Source organism: Corynebacterium sp. (genome assembly GCF_030826625.1).
In the GTDB taxonomy this organism is placed as follows: domain Bacteria; phylum Actinomycetota; class Actinomycetes; order Mycobacteriales; family Mycobacteriaceae; genus Corynebacterium.
Window position 1 is genome coordinate 1 of record NZ_JAPJNQ010000049.1, and the last position, 17,575, is coordinate 17,575.

The following is a 17,575-nucleotide window of genomic DNA, read 5'->3' on the forward strand; positions in this document are numbered from 1 at the left end:
GGAGAGAAATAGCGCACGTTTTCTTCGAACAGATCGAACGCACTGGTTATCCATCGCTCACCGAACCACACACGAGGGCGCACACCTTGCGTCACCAATTCTGGGGTTCGGGTATCGATGGATTGCTGGAAGACAGGAACGCGGGACTCATGCCAGAGTTTGTGCCCGGCGAAAAGCGGGGAATTCGCGCTCAGCGCGGTTTGCACACCCGCGATGGCTTGCGAGGCATTCCACGCGGCCGCGAAATGGTTCGGGGAAACCTGCAGGTGTAGCTGGATCGATGTGCACGTGGATTCCGGTGCGATATCTTCAAAACCGTGCTGGTATTTTTCCTGGCCTTCCAGTTCAATATGGACGAGCTCGCCACGTGATTCCAACACAGAATTCGATAGCGCCTTGTAGCGGTTCTCGGAGGTCATCCAGGCTGGATCCTCTAGAAACTCCGTGGTCACGCTGGGTAGGGTGCCGATCATCGCGACTTCCGCATCAGCTTCGTTCGCAGCCACGCGCACGGTGTCTAGGCGATCGTTCAGCCCGTCTTCCAGTTTTTGCAAGCCGGTGCCAGAAATCGATAGTGGAGGGTGGTTCATCTCCACGTTATAGGCGCCGATTTCCGACTGGTATTCGTCGTCAAGCGCAGCCAATACGTCGCCGTTGCATGTCTTGGGCTGCATATTCTTGTCGACGAGATTGAGCTCTAGCTCTAGCCCGATGGTGCCCTGATCGATGAATTCGGCCTGTTGCAAATGGCGGTCGAAGACCTCGAGATCGTCGATCAAACGTTGGCGGTAGCGCGTGCGCTGGCGCGGCGTATAAGACTCGGTACTGACTGCATCACCCATGCTGGCCAAGTATAGACCTGCGTGCGCTGGGGATTCCGACTTTTATGCAGTGCCAGGACGGGCGGAGTGGGGGGCGAGGTGGAATGGGACGACTTTATACTTCTTTATACTTTCGGCCAATTTATAAATAAGTATAAAGTGGGGGCATGCAGGAAAGTCCATATACCCCAAGTTCGATTGCTCGTGATCTTGTTGGGCGCGAGCACCAGCTTCGCCGTGCTCAGCTGATGTTGACATCTGTCAGTACCAATAAACTTGCAGGACAACTGCAGATTTACGTTGGCCCTCGCGGGGTCGGGAAAACATCTTTACTGCGATCAATTCAATCGGCAGCCCAGAGCCAAAGCTTTGAAACTGTGTGGGTAACAGCAGGCGACGGTGTCGTAATTGACGAATTGGTGTCAGGTATTGAAAAGGTCTTGAACAATCATGTGCGACAAGTTAGTACTGCGTTGTGGGACATGATTAAAAACATCAAAGTCAGCATTGCCGGAGTAAACGTCTCTGGTCCTGGCTCGGGTGAGCCTAAAACTGCACATACGGAGCCGTCTTCGCATTCGCTTGGTAGGCAATTGCAGGAGATTCTCGTAGCTGTGGGTAAGGACTTACAAGGAGCTGAGAAAAGTGCCGGACTTGGCATTTTCGTCGACGAGATTCAGCTTGCCGACGGCCCGAGCATCCGTGCATTAGCTTATACCTGGCAACATCTACAATCAGAAGGTTCGGAATTGCCGCTGTTTTGTTTAATGTCTGGTCTGAGCCACAGCCAAGATGTGATCACTGAATATGCGAGCTTTGGAGAACGGTTTAATTATATTAATCTCTCCAACTTGGATGAGGCTAGCTCGGCGGAAGCTCTGCGTCGGCCCGCTGAGAAAATGGGGGTGAAATGGGCGCCATCGGCATTGTTGGATGCTGTTAATAGTGTCGCTGGCTACCCATATTTTTTGCAATTAATTGGGGAGTGTTCGTGGGAAGCTGCCGGCCTTCCAGAACCAGGTGGAGTGATTTCTCCTGAGGTGTTAGTGCAGGCAAAATCTATCTTCCACAATCGATTGCAGCAGTTTTATCGATCACGCTGGATGAAAGCCAGTGAGTCCGAGCAGGAGATCATGGCCGCTATGGCGCAGTGTGGGGATGAGCCGGTGAGGCGAGGGAGTATTGCCCAAGAACTTGGGAAACCATCGTCGGCGCTAAGCATGCAGCGTCAGAGTTTGATGGATAAAGGCTTAGTAGAAAGTACAGGATGGGGCATGATGTCTTTTACGGCGCCTGGTTTTGGGGACTATATCCGCAAGTTGATCGGCGCCGATGAATAAAAGCTGCCCAAAGTAGGTTAACAGTTGCTATACCCGCATCCCGGCAACATAAGTGGCCTGCGCTAGGTGCGCGATGGCGTCGTCAAGCGCCAGGGCAGCCCGGCACTAAGGCCGGGTAGCGCGGTGAGCACGTCTTTCGGGCGGGCTGCGAAGTCAAGAAGTACGTCGATTCCGTTCATGCGCCCCATCGTAGTTCTCGCTAGTTATCGTGGCGGAACCTCTTGGCCACGCATGCGGCGTAATGATTAAGCACTGTGGTGTGCGGAACTGAACTAACGGCAAACGAAGATTAGGATATGAAGCATGAAGATGATCCGCAAAATTCTCGACGACGTGACGAAGATTCACACGTTGCAAACTCCGCGGGTGGAGCAGGCAGCTCGCGAGATGCACTTGAGGTCAGCGACCAGAACTCAGCGCGCCTTCGGCCGAGTCGGGGGACGGATCAATTACCAGATGAGCAGGTACTCACAGGAACTGGAAGATTCGCGGCGGTAGCTTTCCACACCAGCAGACATACCGGAATCACCCCTATGCCAGCAATCCCGTAGCAAAGGCAATGCCGACGATGATCATCGAGAACACCCAGGCGATCGGGAAGGCCAGCTTCAGGTAGCGGCCCATCTGCGCGTTCGCCAGGCCGAGCGCCAACCACAGTGCAGGGGAGAATGGCGAAACGAAGGTGCCAATCACGTTGCCCAAAATCAGCGCGCTGGCGGCACCTAAGCCGGAGATGTCGTAGGCGGCGACGGTTTCCTGCACGATTGGCAGAACAGAGAAATAATAAGCGTCGGTCGACGTCAGCAAGTCCAACGGCACACCCAGCATGCCGACGGCTACGTGCAGGTACGGCCCGGCAGCTTCCGGCAGCACACTGATCAGTGACAGTGCAATCGCTTCCAACATGCCGGTTTCGTTCAGCACACCCAGGAACATTGCGGCCGCGATAATGATTCCGGCCATCGACAGCGCGTTTGGTGCATGGCGTTTCAGCGCATTGGCCTGCTCGCTCTGCGAAGTGAAATTGATGATGAGCGCCAGCGTCGCGGCGATCAAGAAGGTGGGCGCCGGTGGTAACAGCCCAGCGAGCAACACCACCAGTGCAGCCAGCACGACGACCACATTTAATACTGTCGGTACGGTGCCGGAGCGGAATTGGTAGCCCTGCTTTTCTTGCTCTTCGCGCTGTTTTTGTTCGAAATCGTCGGCAATAGCATTCACGTCGACGTCGTCAGTGGCGGGCAACTTACCGGCAGCCTGCAGCGCAGCAATCCGTCGCTTTTCGCGCACACCCAGCGCAAAGGCGACCAGAATGACGAAAACCAGCGCCAGGCCTTGCATCGGGATCAGATGCATCCATACGGTGTTGGTGTCCTGCGAAATCACCGCACCCGCGCGACCCAACGGGCCACCCCAGGGCACCATGTTCATCACCGACGCCGCCAGTGCGACGATCGTCAGCAGCACATACCGCGACATGTGCAACGCCTGGTACAGCGGCAGCAGCGCAGGAATCGTTAACAGGAACGTCGTCGAACCAGAACCATCCAGGTGCGCGACCACACCAATCAGGCCCGTGCCGACGGCGACAGCCACCACGTTTCCGCGTGTGGTTTTGATCAGCGTGCGGATGATCGGAGTGAACAGCCCGACGTCTTGCAGGATGCCGAAGAAGATGATCGCGAAGATGAACATCACGACGACCTTCATCACCGAGCTCAGGCCCTCTTCGAAAAACGTCGCGAGATCTTCCAAGCCATAGCCGGTGATGAATGCGCCGATGACCGGCACTAGTGTCATAGGAATCAGAGGGTGTGTTTTACCGCGGATCAAAATGCCGACGGTGGTACCCACAATGAGCAGACCCATCAGGGTTAAACCGAGTTCTGTTTGCATACGCAACAGATTAGCGGGGCTGAAGTTCACATCACATTTCACGGACAGGAAAGATTCATGTCAGCTGCGCAAGACTAAAATCGATAGTGAATTCGTATCTATTGCAGTGCATGTGATGCTTTAGCAGAATGAAGGCAACATGACCGGTTCCGCTGCCCACTTTGATGTGGGAGTCCAGGGCCGGTCTTTGTCATAGGCAGGAGCTAGGGGTGGAGCGGGCCTGCCCCCGACGTGTCCACTTTCCGGGGGCAGGCCTAGAGCTGGGTCGATGCCGTCGTTGGCGTTGGATCAGTTTGGTGTGACGGGATAGACCACGAGATCGTCGTCGCACCGGAGTAGTCTGGCGCTATGACTCAACGGCAAAAACTCACTTTCGACGGTCACCGTGGCAACGAATTGGCGGCGCGGCTGGATAGCCCCGCCAACCCGCGCGCTTATGCCGTGCTGGCGCACTGTTTTACCTGCTCGAAGGATTCCCCGGCTACCTCACGCATTGCCAAACAGCTGGTCAAAGATGGCATTGCGGTGTTGCGGATTGATTTCGAGGGTCTGGGGCATTCCGAAGGCAATTTCGAGGATTCTACGTTCTCGGGCGACGCCCAGGACATCGTTGCCGCCGCCGAGTGGTTGGAGGAAAACTACCAGGCCCCGCAGTTGCTGATTGGTCATTCGCTCGGTGGTGCGGCGGTGTTGGCTGCCGCAGCTGATATTGATTCGTTGCGTGCGGTGGTCACCATCGCCGCGCCATACGATCCGGAGCACGTCACCGGGCTGTTTGCGGGCGCGCTTGATGAGATCGCCGAGGATGGTTCGGCCTCGGTAAAGATCGGCGGCAAGACGGTGTGCGTGGGGCAGGGGCTTGTCGACGACCTGCGCGGGTTCAACCAAAAAGAACGCATCGCCGCGATCGATGTGCCGTTGCTGATCATGCATTCGAATGCGGATGAGTTGGTGGATATTCACAATGCGCAGGGGATTTATCGCGCGGCACGCACCGTGAAGTCGTTCATCATGCTCGATGGTGTGGACCACTTGCTGCACCGCAACAAACAGGCCCAGCATGCCGCGCAGATGTTGGTTGGCTGGGCAGCGCCATACCTGCCGGAGGTCGCCGACGTTGATGGCGACGATTGCGCTGACGAGCGATGCCGTTATACCGAAGAAGGCGTTGTTGAAGCACGATTGACTGGGGATGGTGATTTCGCCACCGAGCTTCGCGCCGGAAATCATCGTTGGATCGCAGACGAGCCGACGAGTGTGCCGGGCGCGAAAAACACTGGCCCGAACCCGTATGACATGTTGCAAGCGTCGCTGGCTACGTGCACCGCGATGACGATGGGCATGTATGCTCGCCGCAAGAAGTGGGACATGGGTGATACTAAAGTCACCGTGACCCACGAGCGCGACAAGCAAGGCGTGACGACGTTTACCCGCGTGCTGCATTTCGACCCTGCGCTGAGCGATGAGCAGCAGGAGAAGCTGACTGCAATTTCCGAGAAATGCCCAGTGCACAAGACGTTGCATGGTGAGATCCATATTGCGACGGAAACCAGCGAGTAGCCTTCAACGGCAGAGCCATATTGAAAAGCTAGCTAACCTGGCATACAGATGCGTGGCTCAAGCTAGTTACACGCACGATCACGTTTCACAAGGAGGAGATCCTCATGGCTACAAACAACGATTCCACTGCACATAACGACATCACTGCAAGCAACAACTTTGAGACCATTCAGACGGAGACCCGCGGCCGAGTAGGCATCATTACGCTGGACCGCCCGAAAGCACTGAACGCTTTGAATCAGCAGCTCATGCTCGAGATCATTTCCGCAGCACAAGCGTTCGACGGCGACGACGGCATCGGTTGCATCGTGCTCACCGGATCCGAAAAAGCCTTCGCAGCCGGCGCTGATATCAAAGAAATGGCGAACAAATCTGCCACTGACATGTACATGTCGGATTGGTTTTCCGAATGGGAGCAGCTGACGAAGGTGCGCACACCGTTGATCGCGGCCGTGAATGGTTATGCCTTGGGTGGTGGCTGCGAGCTGGCCATGATGTGCGATTTCATTATCGCCGGGGACAAGGCAAAATTCGGCCAGCCAGAAATCAACCTGGGTGTCCTGCCAGGCATGGGTGGTACGCAACGGTTGACCCGCGCCGTCGGCAAGGCGAAGGCGATGGAAATGTGCCTGACTGGCCGCATGATGGACGCAGATGAAGCAGAGCGCTCGGGTTTGGTTGCCCGCGTTGTCGAGGCAGACAAGCTTGTCGACGAAGCCGTGTCCGTTGCCGAGACCATTGCGAATAAGTCGCTGGTGGCCACAACGATGGTGACAGAAGCCGTTGATGCAGCATATGAAACCACCCTGCGTCAGGGGCTGCTGCAGGAACGGCGTTTGTTCCATTCTGCTTTTGCTTCGGAAGATCAAAAAGAAGGAATGGACGCCTTCGCCAACAAGCGCGATCCGGAGTTCAAGCACCGCTAAACCTCGTGCAATACGCATTCGGGGTGCCAGGACAGTGTCGGGACATGAGCATCGCCGCTTACCGAAGGGCCTTTCGGCCTTTACACTGGTGAGCATGACAAACCATGAACCACTGACATCTTTCGAAAAAATCGCTGACTGGCCAGTTGAAAATGTGGCTGCCGCGCTGATTCGGGACGGCGAACTCGCCCACACCCTGGGCGACGACGAGCACGTTTTCGCAGTGGCCTCCGTAACTAAACCGGTGGCCGCGTATGGCTTTGCCATGGCCGTTGAAGAAGGCGTGTTTGCCTGGGATACGCCAGTTGGTCCTGAGGGTTCGACCGTGCGGCACTTGCTCGCACATGCCAGTGGGATCGGGAAAGATGCAGAAAACCCGGACCGCGCCCCGGAGGACCGTCGCATTTATTCGTCGGCGGGCTTCGAGGTGCTGCAGGAAAAGCTCGAGGACGAGGCCGGCATGGATTTTGCCGAATACCTTAAGTTAGGGCTGTTCGAACCGTTAGGTATGAACAACACTGTGTTGAAAGGTTCGTCTGGTTACGCGTTGGAGACCACCGCGGCTGACTTGGCCCGATTTGCCCTGGAAGTGCTGGAGCCGAGTTTGCTGGACCCGTCGACGGTAAAAGAGATGCTGACGCCGCAGTTTGCGGATTTGCGTGGAATTGTTCCCGGCTATGGCATGCAGAAACCATGTTTGTGGGGGCTGGGCTTTGAAATTCATGGCACGAAGGATCCGCACTGGATGGGCTCGACCTTGCCAGACAATGCCGTCGGGCATTTTGGCATGTATGGCTCTTATATGTGGTTGCTGCCAGACGAAAAAATCGCGTTGCTCGCTCTCACCGATAAAGACTTTGGCGAGTGGGCCAAGCCGTTGTGGGCGGAAACGAACGACGCGATCTGGAAAGAACTTACTGCTTAAGCCTGGTTCTGGAAAAACTCCCAGGACAGCAGGTTTGCCGAGGGGACGGCCTTGAACCAGGTGTGTCCGTTGTTCACCTGCGGGCTGACGATGGTGGCGAATTCGGTGCTGGCCTGGCAGTTGCTTCCGGAGACGGTGTGCGCACCGACGATCCAGTTGTTGGTGTTTCCACCTGGCGCGCAGCCGTTGCGGGTGGCGAATTCATCGAAAACTTGGCGCGCGGCCTTGTAGTGCCCGCCGTGGTCGTTGGCGCCACCGTTGATGTTGATGACGTGATCGTCTTTGTGGTGCATGATCAGCGTTGGCACGGCGGCGTCGGGTACGCAGTTAGAGACTGTCGCGTCGTAGTAGGCACCGGCAGAGCTAGCCACTCCGTCGACAAGATCCGGTGCGTGGCAGGCTAGGCTCAGTGCCGCGCCGCCGCCGTTGGATAGGCCGGTGGCGTAAATACGGTTAGTGTCCACGTTGTACTGTGCTGCCAAATCGGCGACGAGCGCGCGGGCGAATGCGACGTCATCGTCAATGGTTTGGCTTGCATATTTTGGCCCGGCCCAGGCCGGCTTATTCTTCAGCTTGTCGACGACGCCCTGCGGGTAGGCCACGATTGCGTCATTGCCCACGGCTTTGTTGAGGTAGGAGCGGCCGCGGAATGAGTCCGCAGTATCCCAGGCGCCGGAATAGCCCAGAACCACGGGGTAGGCCCGGTTCGGGTCGTAGTTTGCTGGGACGTCGACGATGAAATCACGCGAAATTCCGTTGACGTCAATGGTGCGCGTCGCGGTGGGGGTGCCTGCGATGGCCGACGACAGTGCGGCCATTGGGTCTGCAGTCGATTGTGCGTGGCTAGCAGGTGCCGAAATGGCCAGCAGCCCGCCGAGGGTGCCAGCAGTGACAGCGGCGCCGAGAGCGCGGAAGGATGATTTCATGAAACCGTAGCCTACGTTATGTTCTGATCAGATACCAGCCCGAAAATTCCCTGAAGTTCACTACCCACGTAAGGTGTGAATGTTAACTAGTGGGATTACAGTGATGTAAGTTTCTGAACTGCGCCGATGGAAAAACCTTCAAGCAGCACTTCAGAAAACGGGGGGTTCAATGGCGGCTTGAGGGTTGCTGGTGTGACTGGTGGGGTAGTTGAATCATTTGTGGCGCAAGCGAGGGTGGGCACGTTGGGGAAGACGATGCTCGCTTAGTGAGCGGCTGGTGCGCGCTGGCGTAGGGTGCTCGCTGCGATGGGGAAGTCGCGGTCGAGTGCCCTATTGCCACAGGCGCGCAGCCGTCAAGGTAGCGCCTTAAGGTGCTCTTTGGGGCCGAACCGACAGTGCTGGCTCGCTAGGTTTGCTCGCGAGCCCCGAAAACTTATTTTGTTAGTTTTGCTTTTTCGCCGTGCTCGTCAATATAGGCAATGACATCGGAGACGGTGTTCCAGTTCTGCACGATGTTTTCGTCGAGCCGCACTTTGAATTCGTCTTCAATCTTGACGACAAGCTCGATCATCGACAAAGAATCAATCGCGAGGTCACGCAGCTTGGCGTCACGGGTGATGTCATCAGTGTCTGCCGCGCTGGCTTCATCGAGCAGGGGAACCAGGCGGGTAAAGGTGTCGAGCTTATCGGCGAGATCCATGCTGCCAGTCTAGGTCATATATGGCGCTGAATGGTTTGGGGAGTGCGAACCTGTATATCGGGACTTGGTCACATTTCAGCTGTTGGGGGCCTTAAAAATCGCGTAGGTATTATATAGTAAAACGATATTAAAACCGTCAATAATTATTGAGGGATACAAAAAGTCGACGCACGATAACATTTTGCAAAGCACCGGGGTATGCCCTCGAATGTAGATAATATCGCTCGCGCTGTGTCCCCTGAGGTAGGTATGCCTGCCCGGGGTTAATTCGCGTGCGATGATTTCTATTTAAAGTGATGCGTAATTAATGCGGCGAATAATTAGCCACCGATGAGGAATAGAAAGAGTCCATGACGTTGAGCCGCATAGCGCAAAGAGGCATTATTGCTGCCCTTATCCTGATGTTGATTTCGGGGGTTATTCCCTCGTTAGCACAGTCCGATGAGCCAGGAATGCATAATCCGACTGCATCTGCACAAATATCCCCGCAAGAATTAGTGGCTATTACCGATGTCAGCGTAACCGGATCCAAGGACGAAAATGTTGCTATGACCTTGGCGGCGCTGGCACCAACTAGAATGGGCCGTGTACAGATTACAGCGGAGTCAGGTTTTGGTGTGTCCGATGCACCGTTGGTAAATAGCTTGACGATTGCCGGCGTTGTTTACCCTGTGGATCGGGTGCAGGCAACGGTTGATCGGCTCACAATTGAAGCAGATGCCGAAATTGATCTGCAGCCGGGCACGGAAATTCTTGTTCAGTGGTCGAAGGGGGAAGAGGTTCTTCCGCCTGTAGAATCTTACCGCGCCGTGATGGAAGAAGTGCCGGGCTCGGATTCCGAAGCTCTGTCTGCTGGTGATGGGGCGCCTGTGCAAGAAGATGGCGCTGGGCGTGTGGACCTGCGGTCTCGTGCGGCAGTCTTGGATCCCAGTGCATTGGACAGGGCTGCTGTAGCTCAGGGAGATCCTTTTTCGCGTGCACAATATGATGAAATTCCGGTGCTAGATAAAAGAGAACGACATAATAAGTGTGAGAAATCAAGAAATACCTTGAAAGTTAAAAGATGGTGGGAACCCGGAACACACGAAGCTGTTGACCTTATCGAGGTCAAGCTGCCAGCTGGCGGGAATGTGGATCTTAATTCGTCTCCTGTCGAGCTTTATTTTGGGTCTGACCCGAGATGGGGATGGGGGCGAATTAAGCTGCAAAAAGATGTGGATTATTCAGTTTGGCGCCATAATAATTCCGTCTATTTTGAGTTAACTCGTACTCATATGCGTGCGCCAAGCACGCAAGAATCTTACGACGTAGAAGTCGAGTTGCCGTATACTGGTCGCGGTCGAGTGAACTGTAGTATTCAGCTCTACCGGAAGCAGTCCTCGTCACCTGAAGACCCGGCACAATTTAATCCGACGAGCCCAGTCAATTTTGACTTGCTGGATTATCCGCGCACTGCAGACACCTGTACAAAATCAGGCGAAGTGGTCACTGCTACTTCCAAATGGGGAAATGATTTAAAGGTACTACGGCAGGGCGGTACAGAGGTCGTAGAGGTAAAAATTCAAGGGAGTCAACATCTAGCTAGCCGGGTAAAAGTTACTGACCCGCGTATGCTACTGCGTTTTGGATCCGATAAGGGTGGCTGGAAAACGTTGAGCAAGGACAACGATTATTCTGTTTCTGTCAGCGGCAACAGCGTGTATTTTTCATTGACAAACATCCAAAATCATGCCAATCGCAATGATTATCATGTTCAGGCGCAGATTCCCTTATTAGGTTCATTTGATGGCTGCAATATTGATTTATGGAGGGAAGGCCCGGAGTGGTTCGACCGAACCTGGCCAAAGATTAATCTCGAAGCTGCAGAAACCCAGAGAGGAGACCTAGCTTGGCTTCCTGAAACAGCAGAGAATCCTGCGTTGCCGCAGCGTTGTGGTGTCAACGTTGCTCTTGTTTTTGACACCTCTGATTCCTTACTCCAGCATCCGCAAGGGCCCAAGGCCAGCCGTGCCGCAGGTCTCAGCATTATTAATGCCTTGGAGGGTACAGGTAGCCACATGGCTATCTACAATTTCGCTTCACCAGCTAGGCGTGTGAAGGATATACATGCAGATAAACAAAGCTTGAATGATGAAGAAGGTGTGAAGAAACTTCGTACTGCTCTGGATGGGTTTAATACGACGTTCAAGCGAAGTGAACACGGCGGTACAAACTATCAAGCAGGGTTAAAGCAGGTGCCGAATGGTGAGTTCGATGTTGTTTACTTCATCACCGATGGGCTTCCTACTACTAACAATACTGATTACCCTGGTGAAGGCTTCGACAACGGAAACCAGATTAATAAGAGCGATCTTTCATTAGCTGTAGAAGCAGCAAATGAGCTCAAGGCTCATGGGGCTCGCATTGAAACTGTCATGGTGGGTATTGAACCGATCACCGAGCACATCCTCAACGATGGATTCTTCAATCTGAACCGTGTTGCTGGGAAACCCGAGAAGTGGCAAAAATATCGTGATTATGGTTATCCGAGTTATGTCGACCCGCAGAAAGGAAAGGACCAGAACATTCCTTCTGATTCTGTACGTGACATGATCGAGATCGGTGGCCAGATCATGATGGCGGATAAGCCTGATCTTGGTAGGCGGCATTTCGAGATTACAAACCAGCCGAAGATATGGCGTGCTGGCATCCGTAAGACCGAAAGTATTGCCGCGGATATTTCCAGCCCGGACGCTGTCACGTTGGTTGATAAGTTCAGCAAACTGGAAGATAGCCTGAGAGAGCTTGTACTGAAGAATTGTTTTGGTTCGATTAACGTCACGAAGTTGATCCGGGGCGAAAACAAGCAGGTTTCCCCAGGACAAGATTGGATGTTTGAGACTTCGACCGTAGACGGGAAGAACCGCATTGTTAACAGCACGGACGGGAAAGTACTTGCGAATCAAGTAACCGATACAACCAACGATCAAGGTAATTTTGGGCGGAAGCTCAATCAGAAGAATCAAACGTTACAGACGGCTCAGCGGGTAAAGGTCGTGGAACAGCAGCAACCAGGTTTCGTGTTGAAGCCTTACGCAGAGAACAAAAACGCTACGTGTACCGCTACGGTTTTTGATGGAAAAAATAATAAGTGGAAAACCGAAGATGCTCCAGTAGAAAACGTTGATGACGCGGCGAAGCCAGGTTTTACAGTTGCCGTGCCAGCTAGCGCTATCGTGAACTGTAGCGTCGTCAATGCCCGAGTAGCAAAGCTCTCGTTGACTGTGAAGAAAGTCAGTTTCGGAGATGATGCAAAGCCGTTGGATGGCTCCAAGTTTGAGCTGTATAAGGTCTCAGGATCCGAGCGTTCACTGGTTAGCAAACTGGAGGGCGGGAACATGGACATCAAGGATCTTGAATTAGGCAAGCGGTATGAACTTGTCGAGACCCAGGCTCCAAGCGGCTACCAACTGTTATCTCGGCCGATCACTTTCGATCTAGTCGGAACTGGAACCGGTGTGCAGCAATTGCAATTAGTCGGCGGAGCTGCACAATATCCGGAAGTGACCGTCACCCAAGGAACTGAGGCGAATCAACTAACCATGCAGGTCGCTAACATCGCTAAACCTGTACTCCCACGAACTGGAGGGCCGGGGCTTTATGGGGCGTTGGCAATTGGAGCTGCGGTGCTACTGGTCGGCATCATGCTTACGCGGCGCGCAAAAGGATAAAACAGCAATCATTTTGAGCTGAGCCAGACAGTAGGGCACTATGCTATCGATCCATTGATCGTCAGCATAGGGCCCTTGCACATTGCAATTGTGGGTTGGTGCTATCGATGTCCTGGAGCCTAGCGAATATGCCAGGGAAAATAGCAGACGATTACAGACAACTTGCAGTAAGCTGCCGCTGAATTAACTGGCTGACGTGATCCTAGTCAGCCCATTACTTCAGTAAACGGTTCAGCCAATTCTCCTGCCCACTAACTCGACGAATTCTTACCGATGACCCTGAGATCGTCCCGGTGAGAATTACGCGCGGGGCATTCGGGTTTGGGTCGGTGTTGTCAATATCGAATGTTGAAGCAATATTGTTCGTCATACGGTTTTCGAATGCAACCCCCGCGGGAGCGAGAATACGTATCGTCGCCATTCTGCCCGTAATGTTGAATTCCGTAATTAGGGAGTCTGCACGCGCCTGACGGAGATCAATACGGAGAGTGCCTGCATTTACAACAAACTCCTGGCGTGCAGGGACCCGCCAATTCCCGTTTAGATCTATCGTGCCCAGGGTTGTCTTCAATGGCACCGGAGAAGACAACTTGCCAGGATCAGGCCTAACAGCAGCGCTAGCATGCTGATACGGCTGTGCAACCTGCCCCAGATAATCCCGTCGGATCGATTGCAGCACATCCATCGAATCGCTGGACCACACAATGCCCATCAAATAATCGAATTGCTTGATGTTGATGCGCCCCGTGCCGACCGCGCGGGTGAGTTCATCTTGCAGTTGTTGGCGCTGCTGCGATGAAGGGCTCGACATTATTCTCACCAATCCAATTCGTGAAGCTATCTGGGCAAAATACCTTGTTTTATATTACGGGGTGCAACGACGTTTCATGGGCAAAGACAAGACAGACTCTCGTTATAGTCCCGAGCGGGCTCATAATCCCGCGCGGATCGGGTAGTCAGGTTGAGCTCTTGGCACTTTGGCCGGAGATCTACATGACTAAACCCCGGCGAGAGGACTCTACGCGGTGAATAACGCGAAAGCCTCCAGCCGGGGGACGGCTAGCCTAGCCGACCAACCAGCCAACTAGCCAGCAAGAACTAGCTAGCTACTGCTTAGGCCTTGGTCGGATCATCCAAGTGGAACTTCTTGGCTGCCTTTTCGGCAACCTCTTCGTCCACGGTGCCTTCCTTGGCCAGGTTCAACAGGGTAGCGACGACGATGGATTCGGCGTCGATGTTGAAGTAGCGGCGTGCGGCCTCACGGGTATCGGAGAAGCCGAAGCCGTCGGCACCCAGTGCAGTGTAGGTGCCTGGCACGTATGGGCGCAGCTTCTTCTGCAGGTCGGTGCCGAAGTCGGAAACACCAACGAATGGGCCATCGAAGCCTTCCAACTGCTTGGTCACGAATGGCTTTTCTGGGTTGATCTTGCCCTGCTGCAGCGCTTCCTTGTTGCGTGCGGCAGCTTCGCGGGCCAGCTCGATCCAGGAGGTTACGGAGAATACCGACGCCTTGACGTCGAACTCTTCGGCAAGGATCTTCTGTGCGCGCAAAGCCTCAACCATGCCCACGCCAGAAGCCAGAATGTTCGCCGGAATCGAGCCGGATTCTGCCGTGTTGTAGTGGTAGATGCCGCGGTGCAGGCCTTCGACGTCCAGGTTTTCTGGCTCGGCAGGCTGATCCATTGGCTCGTTGTAGACGGTGAGGTAGTAGATGACATCCTCGCCGCCTTCTGGGCCGTACATGCGGTCGATACCGCGGTGGATCAGGTGAGCGATCTCGTAGGCGAAGGCTGGATCGTAGGTCACCACAGCTGGGTTAGTGGCAGCCAGCATTGGTGAGTGACCGTCCATGTGCTGCAGGCCTTCACCGGTCAGGGTGGTACGCCCTGCGGTGGCACCGACCAGGAAGCCGCGGGCCATTTGGTCGCCAGCGGCCCAGATGCCGTCGCCGGTGCGCTGGAAGCCGAACATCGAGTAGAAGATGTACAGCGGGATCATTGGCTCGCCGTGGGTGGCGTACGAGGTGCCAGCTGCGGTGAACGATGCCACGGAACCGGCTTCGTTGATGCCTTCGTGCAGCATCTGGCCGTCCTTGGCCTCGGTGTAGGACAGCATCAGGTTGTGGTCCACCGGCACGTAGTTCTGGCCGTGTGGGTTGTAGATCTTCAGCGTTGGGAACCAGGAGTCCATACCGAAGGTGCGGGCCTCGTCCGGGATGATCGGAACCAAGCGCTTGCCCAGTTCCTTATCGCGCATCAGCTCTTTGAAGGTACGCACCAGCGCCATGGTGGTAGCGACTTGGTTCTTGCCGGAACCCTTGCGCACGCTGCGCAGCTTGTCCAGCGGTGGCACCTCGATCGGCGAATACTTCGTGCGACGCTCCGGCAGGTAGCCACCGAGTTCTTTACGACGCTCCAGCATGTACTTGATCTCATCGGCGTCTTTGCCTGGGTGATAGTACGGCGGCAGGGCTGGATCCTTCTCCAGCTGCTCGTCGGTGAACGGGATGCCCTGCTTGTCGCGGAACAGCTTCAGATCGTCCAGGCCGATCTTCTTCATCTGGTGGGTCGCGTTGCGGCCCTCGAAGTTGTGGCCCAAGCCGTACCCCTTGATGGTCAGTGCCAGGATGGCGGTTGGGCGGCCGTCCTTCTTCTCGGTGGCGCGCTTGTATGCGGCGTAGATCTTGCGGTAGTCGTGGCCACCGCGGCGCAAAGCCCAGATTTCGTCGTCAGACATGTCTTCAACCAGCTTGGCGGTGCGCTCGTCGCGGCCGAAGAAGTGCTCACGCACGTAGGCGCCGTCGTTGGCCTTGAAGGTCTGGTAGTCGCCGTCGGCGGTGTTGTTCATGATGTTGACCAACGCGCCGTCTTTGTCAGCGGCGAAGAGCTTGTCCCATTCGCGGCCCCAGACGATCTTGATGACGTCCCAGCCGGAGCCCAGGAAGAAGGACTCGAGCTCTTGGATGATCTGGGAGTTACCGCGCACTGGGCCGTCGAGGCGCTGCAGGTTGCAGTTGACGATGAAAGTCAGGTTGTCCAGGCCGTTCAGGGCGGCGAAGTGTACCAGACCACGGGATTCGGCCTCGTCCATCTCACCGTCGCCAAGGAATGCCCAGACGTGCTGATCAGAGGTGTCTTTGATGCCGCGGTTTTCCAGGTACTTGTTAAAGCGTGCCTGGTAAATAGCGTTCATTGGGCCCAGGCCCATGGACACGGTTGGGAATTCCCAGAACCAGTCCATGCCCTTCGGGTGTGGGTAGGAAGGCAGGCCGTTGTTCGGGCCACGGGAAACTTCTTGGCGGAATCCGTCGAGGTCTTCTTCATCCAAGCGGCCTTCCAAGAAGGCGCGGGCGTACATGCCCGGCGAAGCGTGGCCCTGGAAGAAGACCTGGTCGCCACCGGATGGGTGGTCCTTGCCCTTGAAGAAGTGGTTGTAGCCGACCTCATAGAGTGGGGCAGCGCCGGCGTAGGTGGAGATGTGGCCACCGACGCCGATGCCTTCGCGCTGTGCACGGTGCACCATCACCGCGGCGTTCCAGCGCATCCAACGGCGGTAGCGCTTCTCAATTTCCTCGTCGCCAGGGAATTCTGGTTCCTGGTCGGTGGGGATGGTGTTGACGAAGTCCGTCGAAGTCAACGATGGCAGTGGCACGCGCTTGGCAGAGGCGCGCTCCAGCAAACGCAGCATCAGGTAGCGCGCACGGTCAGAGGAGGCGTTTTCCAGCAGACCGTCGAGCGAGTCCATCCATTCCCGGGTTTCTTCCGGATCCTGGTCATTCAGGTAGGAGGCGACGCCGTCCCGAATCAGTGGGTGGTTGGATTCGTCGCTGCCGAAATCCTGCGCGGGGTTTTTGTTGTTTGCAGAGTTGTCGGAATGATCCGCCATTGTTGTTCTCCTTGCACAGATGGTTGGCACCAATAAGGCGCGCTGTCACCGCCAAAACTGGGGTCTTTCCAGTGGCTCTGGAGCTACCCCGGTGTGCAGTGCGCAAGCGCGTGGGCATGTGGTTCTCTATGCTACCCGCCCCCGGCGTTAGTTGAACAGTGCAAAGTATATCTGGCGCATCAACCACGCGTATCTCACATTTTCGGTGCCAATCGTTGTAGGGTGTGGCTTAAAGCAGTTATACGGCTGTTATCGAGCTGTATTCGAGAAACATCAGGAAGGATTAACACAGTGGTAGACACTCCGGGTGGCGAGGAGCGCACCCAGGACCTTGCACAGCGCCTTGGCATCGAAAAAGGCATGGTGGTGCAGGAAGTTGGTTGGGACGAAGACTGCGATAGCAGCATTTCCGAAGCCATTGAGGACGTGATTGGCGAAGAGCTGTTGGATGCAGATACCGATGAGCTTTGCGACGTCGTCCTGCTGTGGTGGCGGGAAGAAGACGGGGACCTTGTCGACGGTTTGGTGGACTCGATCACTCCGCTTGCCGACGGCGGCTGCATCTGGTTGCTCACCCCTGGTGCGCAGAAGCCGGGCACTGTGGAACCTGGTGTGATCTCTGAATCTGCCCAGCTGGCTGGAATGGTGCAGACGAAGGCTGATCGCTTCGGTGATTGGCAGGCTTCCTGCTTGGTGGGCCGTGGCTATACCAAGTCCAAAGGCGCTGCTGTTTAAGTTTATATAACTCCATAAAATGGCCATTACGCTGGCGATTTGCCAAAGTTTATGATGATCATGTTATGGTATACTAGTACCTCGCACAGAGGGAAAGCGGCTTTAGCTCAGCTGGAAGAGCAACTGGTTTACACCCAGTAGGTCGGGGGTT

12 protein-coding genes are annotated in these 17,575 nt (G+C 55.2%); 6 read left to right on the top strand and 6 right to left on the bottom strand.

Annotation, left to right across the window (positions count from 1 at the left end):
- Positions 1–842: glutamate-cysteine ligase family protein (locus RCH87_RS07185; protein ID WP_306516034.1), on the bottom strand; the 842-nt coding region annotated here is incomplete at its 3' end.
- A gap of 146 nt (positions 843–988) precedes the next feature.
- On the opposite strand from RCH87_RS07185, the gene RCH87_RS07190 reads away from it, so the two are divergent.
- Positions 989–2,161 (top strand): AAA family ATPase, encoded by a 1,173-nt coding sequence (locus tag RCH87_RS07190; protein ID WP_306516035.1) that lies wholly within the window; start codon positions 989–991, stop codon positions 2,159–2,161.
- Between the two features lie 531 nt (positions 2,162–2,692).
- Here RCH87_RS07190 and RCH87_RS07195 read toward each other — a convergent pair.
- Positions 2,693–4,057, bottom strand: coding sequence for a CitMHS family transporter (locus tag RCH87_RS07195; RefSeq protein ID WP_306516036.1), 1,365 nt, complete (start codon positions 4,055–4,057; stop codon positions 2,693–2,695).
- A 348-nt stretch (positions 4,058–4,405) separates the two neighbouring features.
- On the opposite strand from RCH87_RS07195, the gene RCH87_RS07200 reads away from it, so the two are divergent.
- The 3 genes from RCH87_RS07200 (at position 4,406) to RCH87_RS07210 (ending at position 7,468) form a co-directional block, all read left to right on the top strand.
- Positions 4,406–5,617 carry a bifunctional alpha/beta hydrolase/OsmC family protein gene (locus RCH87_RS07200; RefSeq protein WP_306516037.1) on the top strand — a complete coding sequence of 404 codons (1,212 nt, stop codon included), beginning with the start codon at positions 4,406–4,408 and terminating at the stop codon, positions 5,615–5,617.
- 104 nt (positions 5,618–5,721) lie between these two features.
- Entirely contained in the window at positions 5,722–6,543 is an 822-nt protein-coding gene (locus RCH87_RS07205) for an enoyl-CoA hydratase (RefSeq protein WP_306516038.1), read from the top strand.
- 94 nt (positions 6,544–6,637) lie between these two features.
- Entirely contained in the window at positions 6,638–7,468 is an 831-nt protein-coding gene (locus RCH87_RS07210) for a serine hydrolase domain-containing protein (protein ID WP_373690945.1), read from the top strand.
- On the opposite strand, the gene RCH87_RS07215 is transcribed toward RCH87_RS07210, so the two are convergent.
- Positions 7,465–8,394: a PHB depolymerase family esterase gene (locus RCH87_RS07215; RefSeq protein ID WP_306516039.1), complete on the bottom strand. Its 930-nt coding sequence runs from the start codon at positions 8,392–8,394 to the stop codon at positions 7,465–7,467. The genes RCH87_RS07210 and RCH87_RS07215 overlap by 4 nt on opposite strands.
- Positions 8,395–8,827: 433 nt before the next feature.
- On the bottom strand, positions 8,828–9,094 hold the full coding sequence (locus RCH87_RS07220) for an acyl carrier protein (protein ID WP_306516040.1): 267 nt from the start codon (positions 9,092–9,094) through the stop codon (positions 8,828–8,830).
- A gap of 350 nt (positions 9,095–9,444) precedes the next feature.
- Between RCH87_RS07220 and RCH87_RS07225 the strand changes: the two genes are divergently transcribed.
- A complete protein-coding gene (locus RCH87_RS07225) occupies positions 9,445–12,804 on the top strand; it encodes a SpaA isopeptide-forming pilin-related protein (RefSeq protein ID WP_306516041.1) in 3,360 nt (1,119 codons plus the stop codon).
- Positions 12,805–13,018: 214 nt separating this feature from the next.
- Here the strand turns inward: RCH87_RS07225 and RCH87_RS07230 are convergent, their stop codons facing one another.
- Together RCH87_RS07230 and aceE are read right to left on the bottom strand one after the other, a co-directional pair.
- Positions 13,019–13,615 carry a hypothetical protein gene (locus tag RCH87_RS07230; protein WP_306516042.1) on the bottom strand — a complete coding sequence of 199 codons (597 nt, stop codon included), beginning with the start codon at positions 13,613–13,615 and terminating at the stop codon, positions 13,019–13,021.
- 302 nt (positions 13,616–13,917) lie between these two features.
- Positions 13,918–16,689, bottom strand: a complete 2,772-nt coding sequence (aceE, locus tag RCH87_RS07235; protein WP_306516043.1) for a pyruvate dehydrogenase (acetyl-transferring), homodimeric type — start codon at positions 16,687–16,689, stop codon at positions 13,918–13,920.
- A 291-nt stretch (positions 16,690–16,980) separates the two neighbouring features.
- On the opposite strand from aceE, the gene RCH87_RS07240 reads away from it, so the two are divergent.
- Complete coding sequence (locus RCH87_RS07240) at positions 16,981–17,424, top strand: DUF3052 domain-containing protein (RefSeq protein WP_018120400.1); 444 nt, start codon at positions 16,981–16,983, stop codon at positions 17,422–17,424.
- Positions 17,425–17,575: the final 151 nt, after the last annotated feature.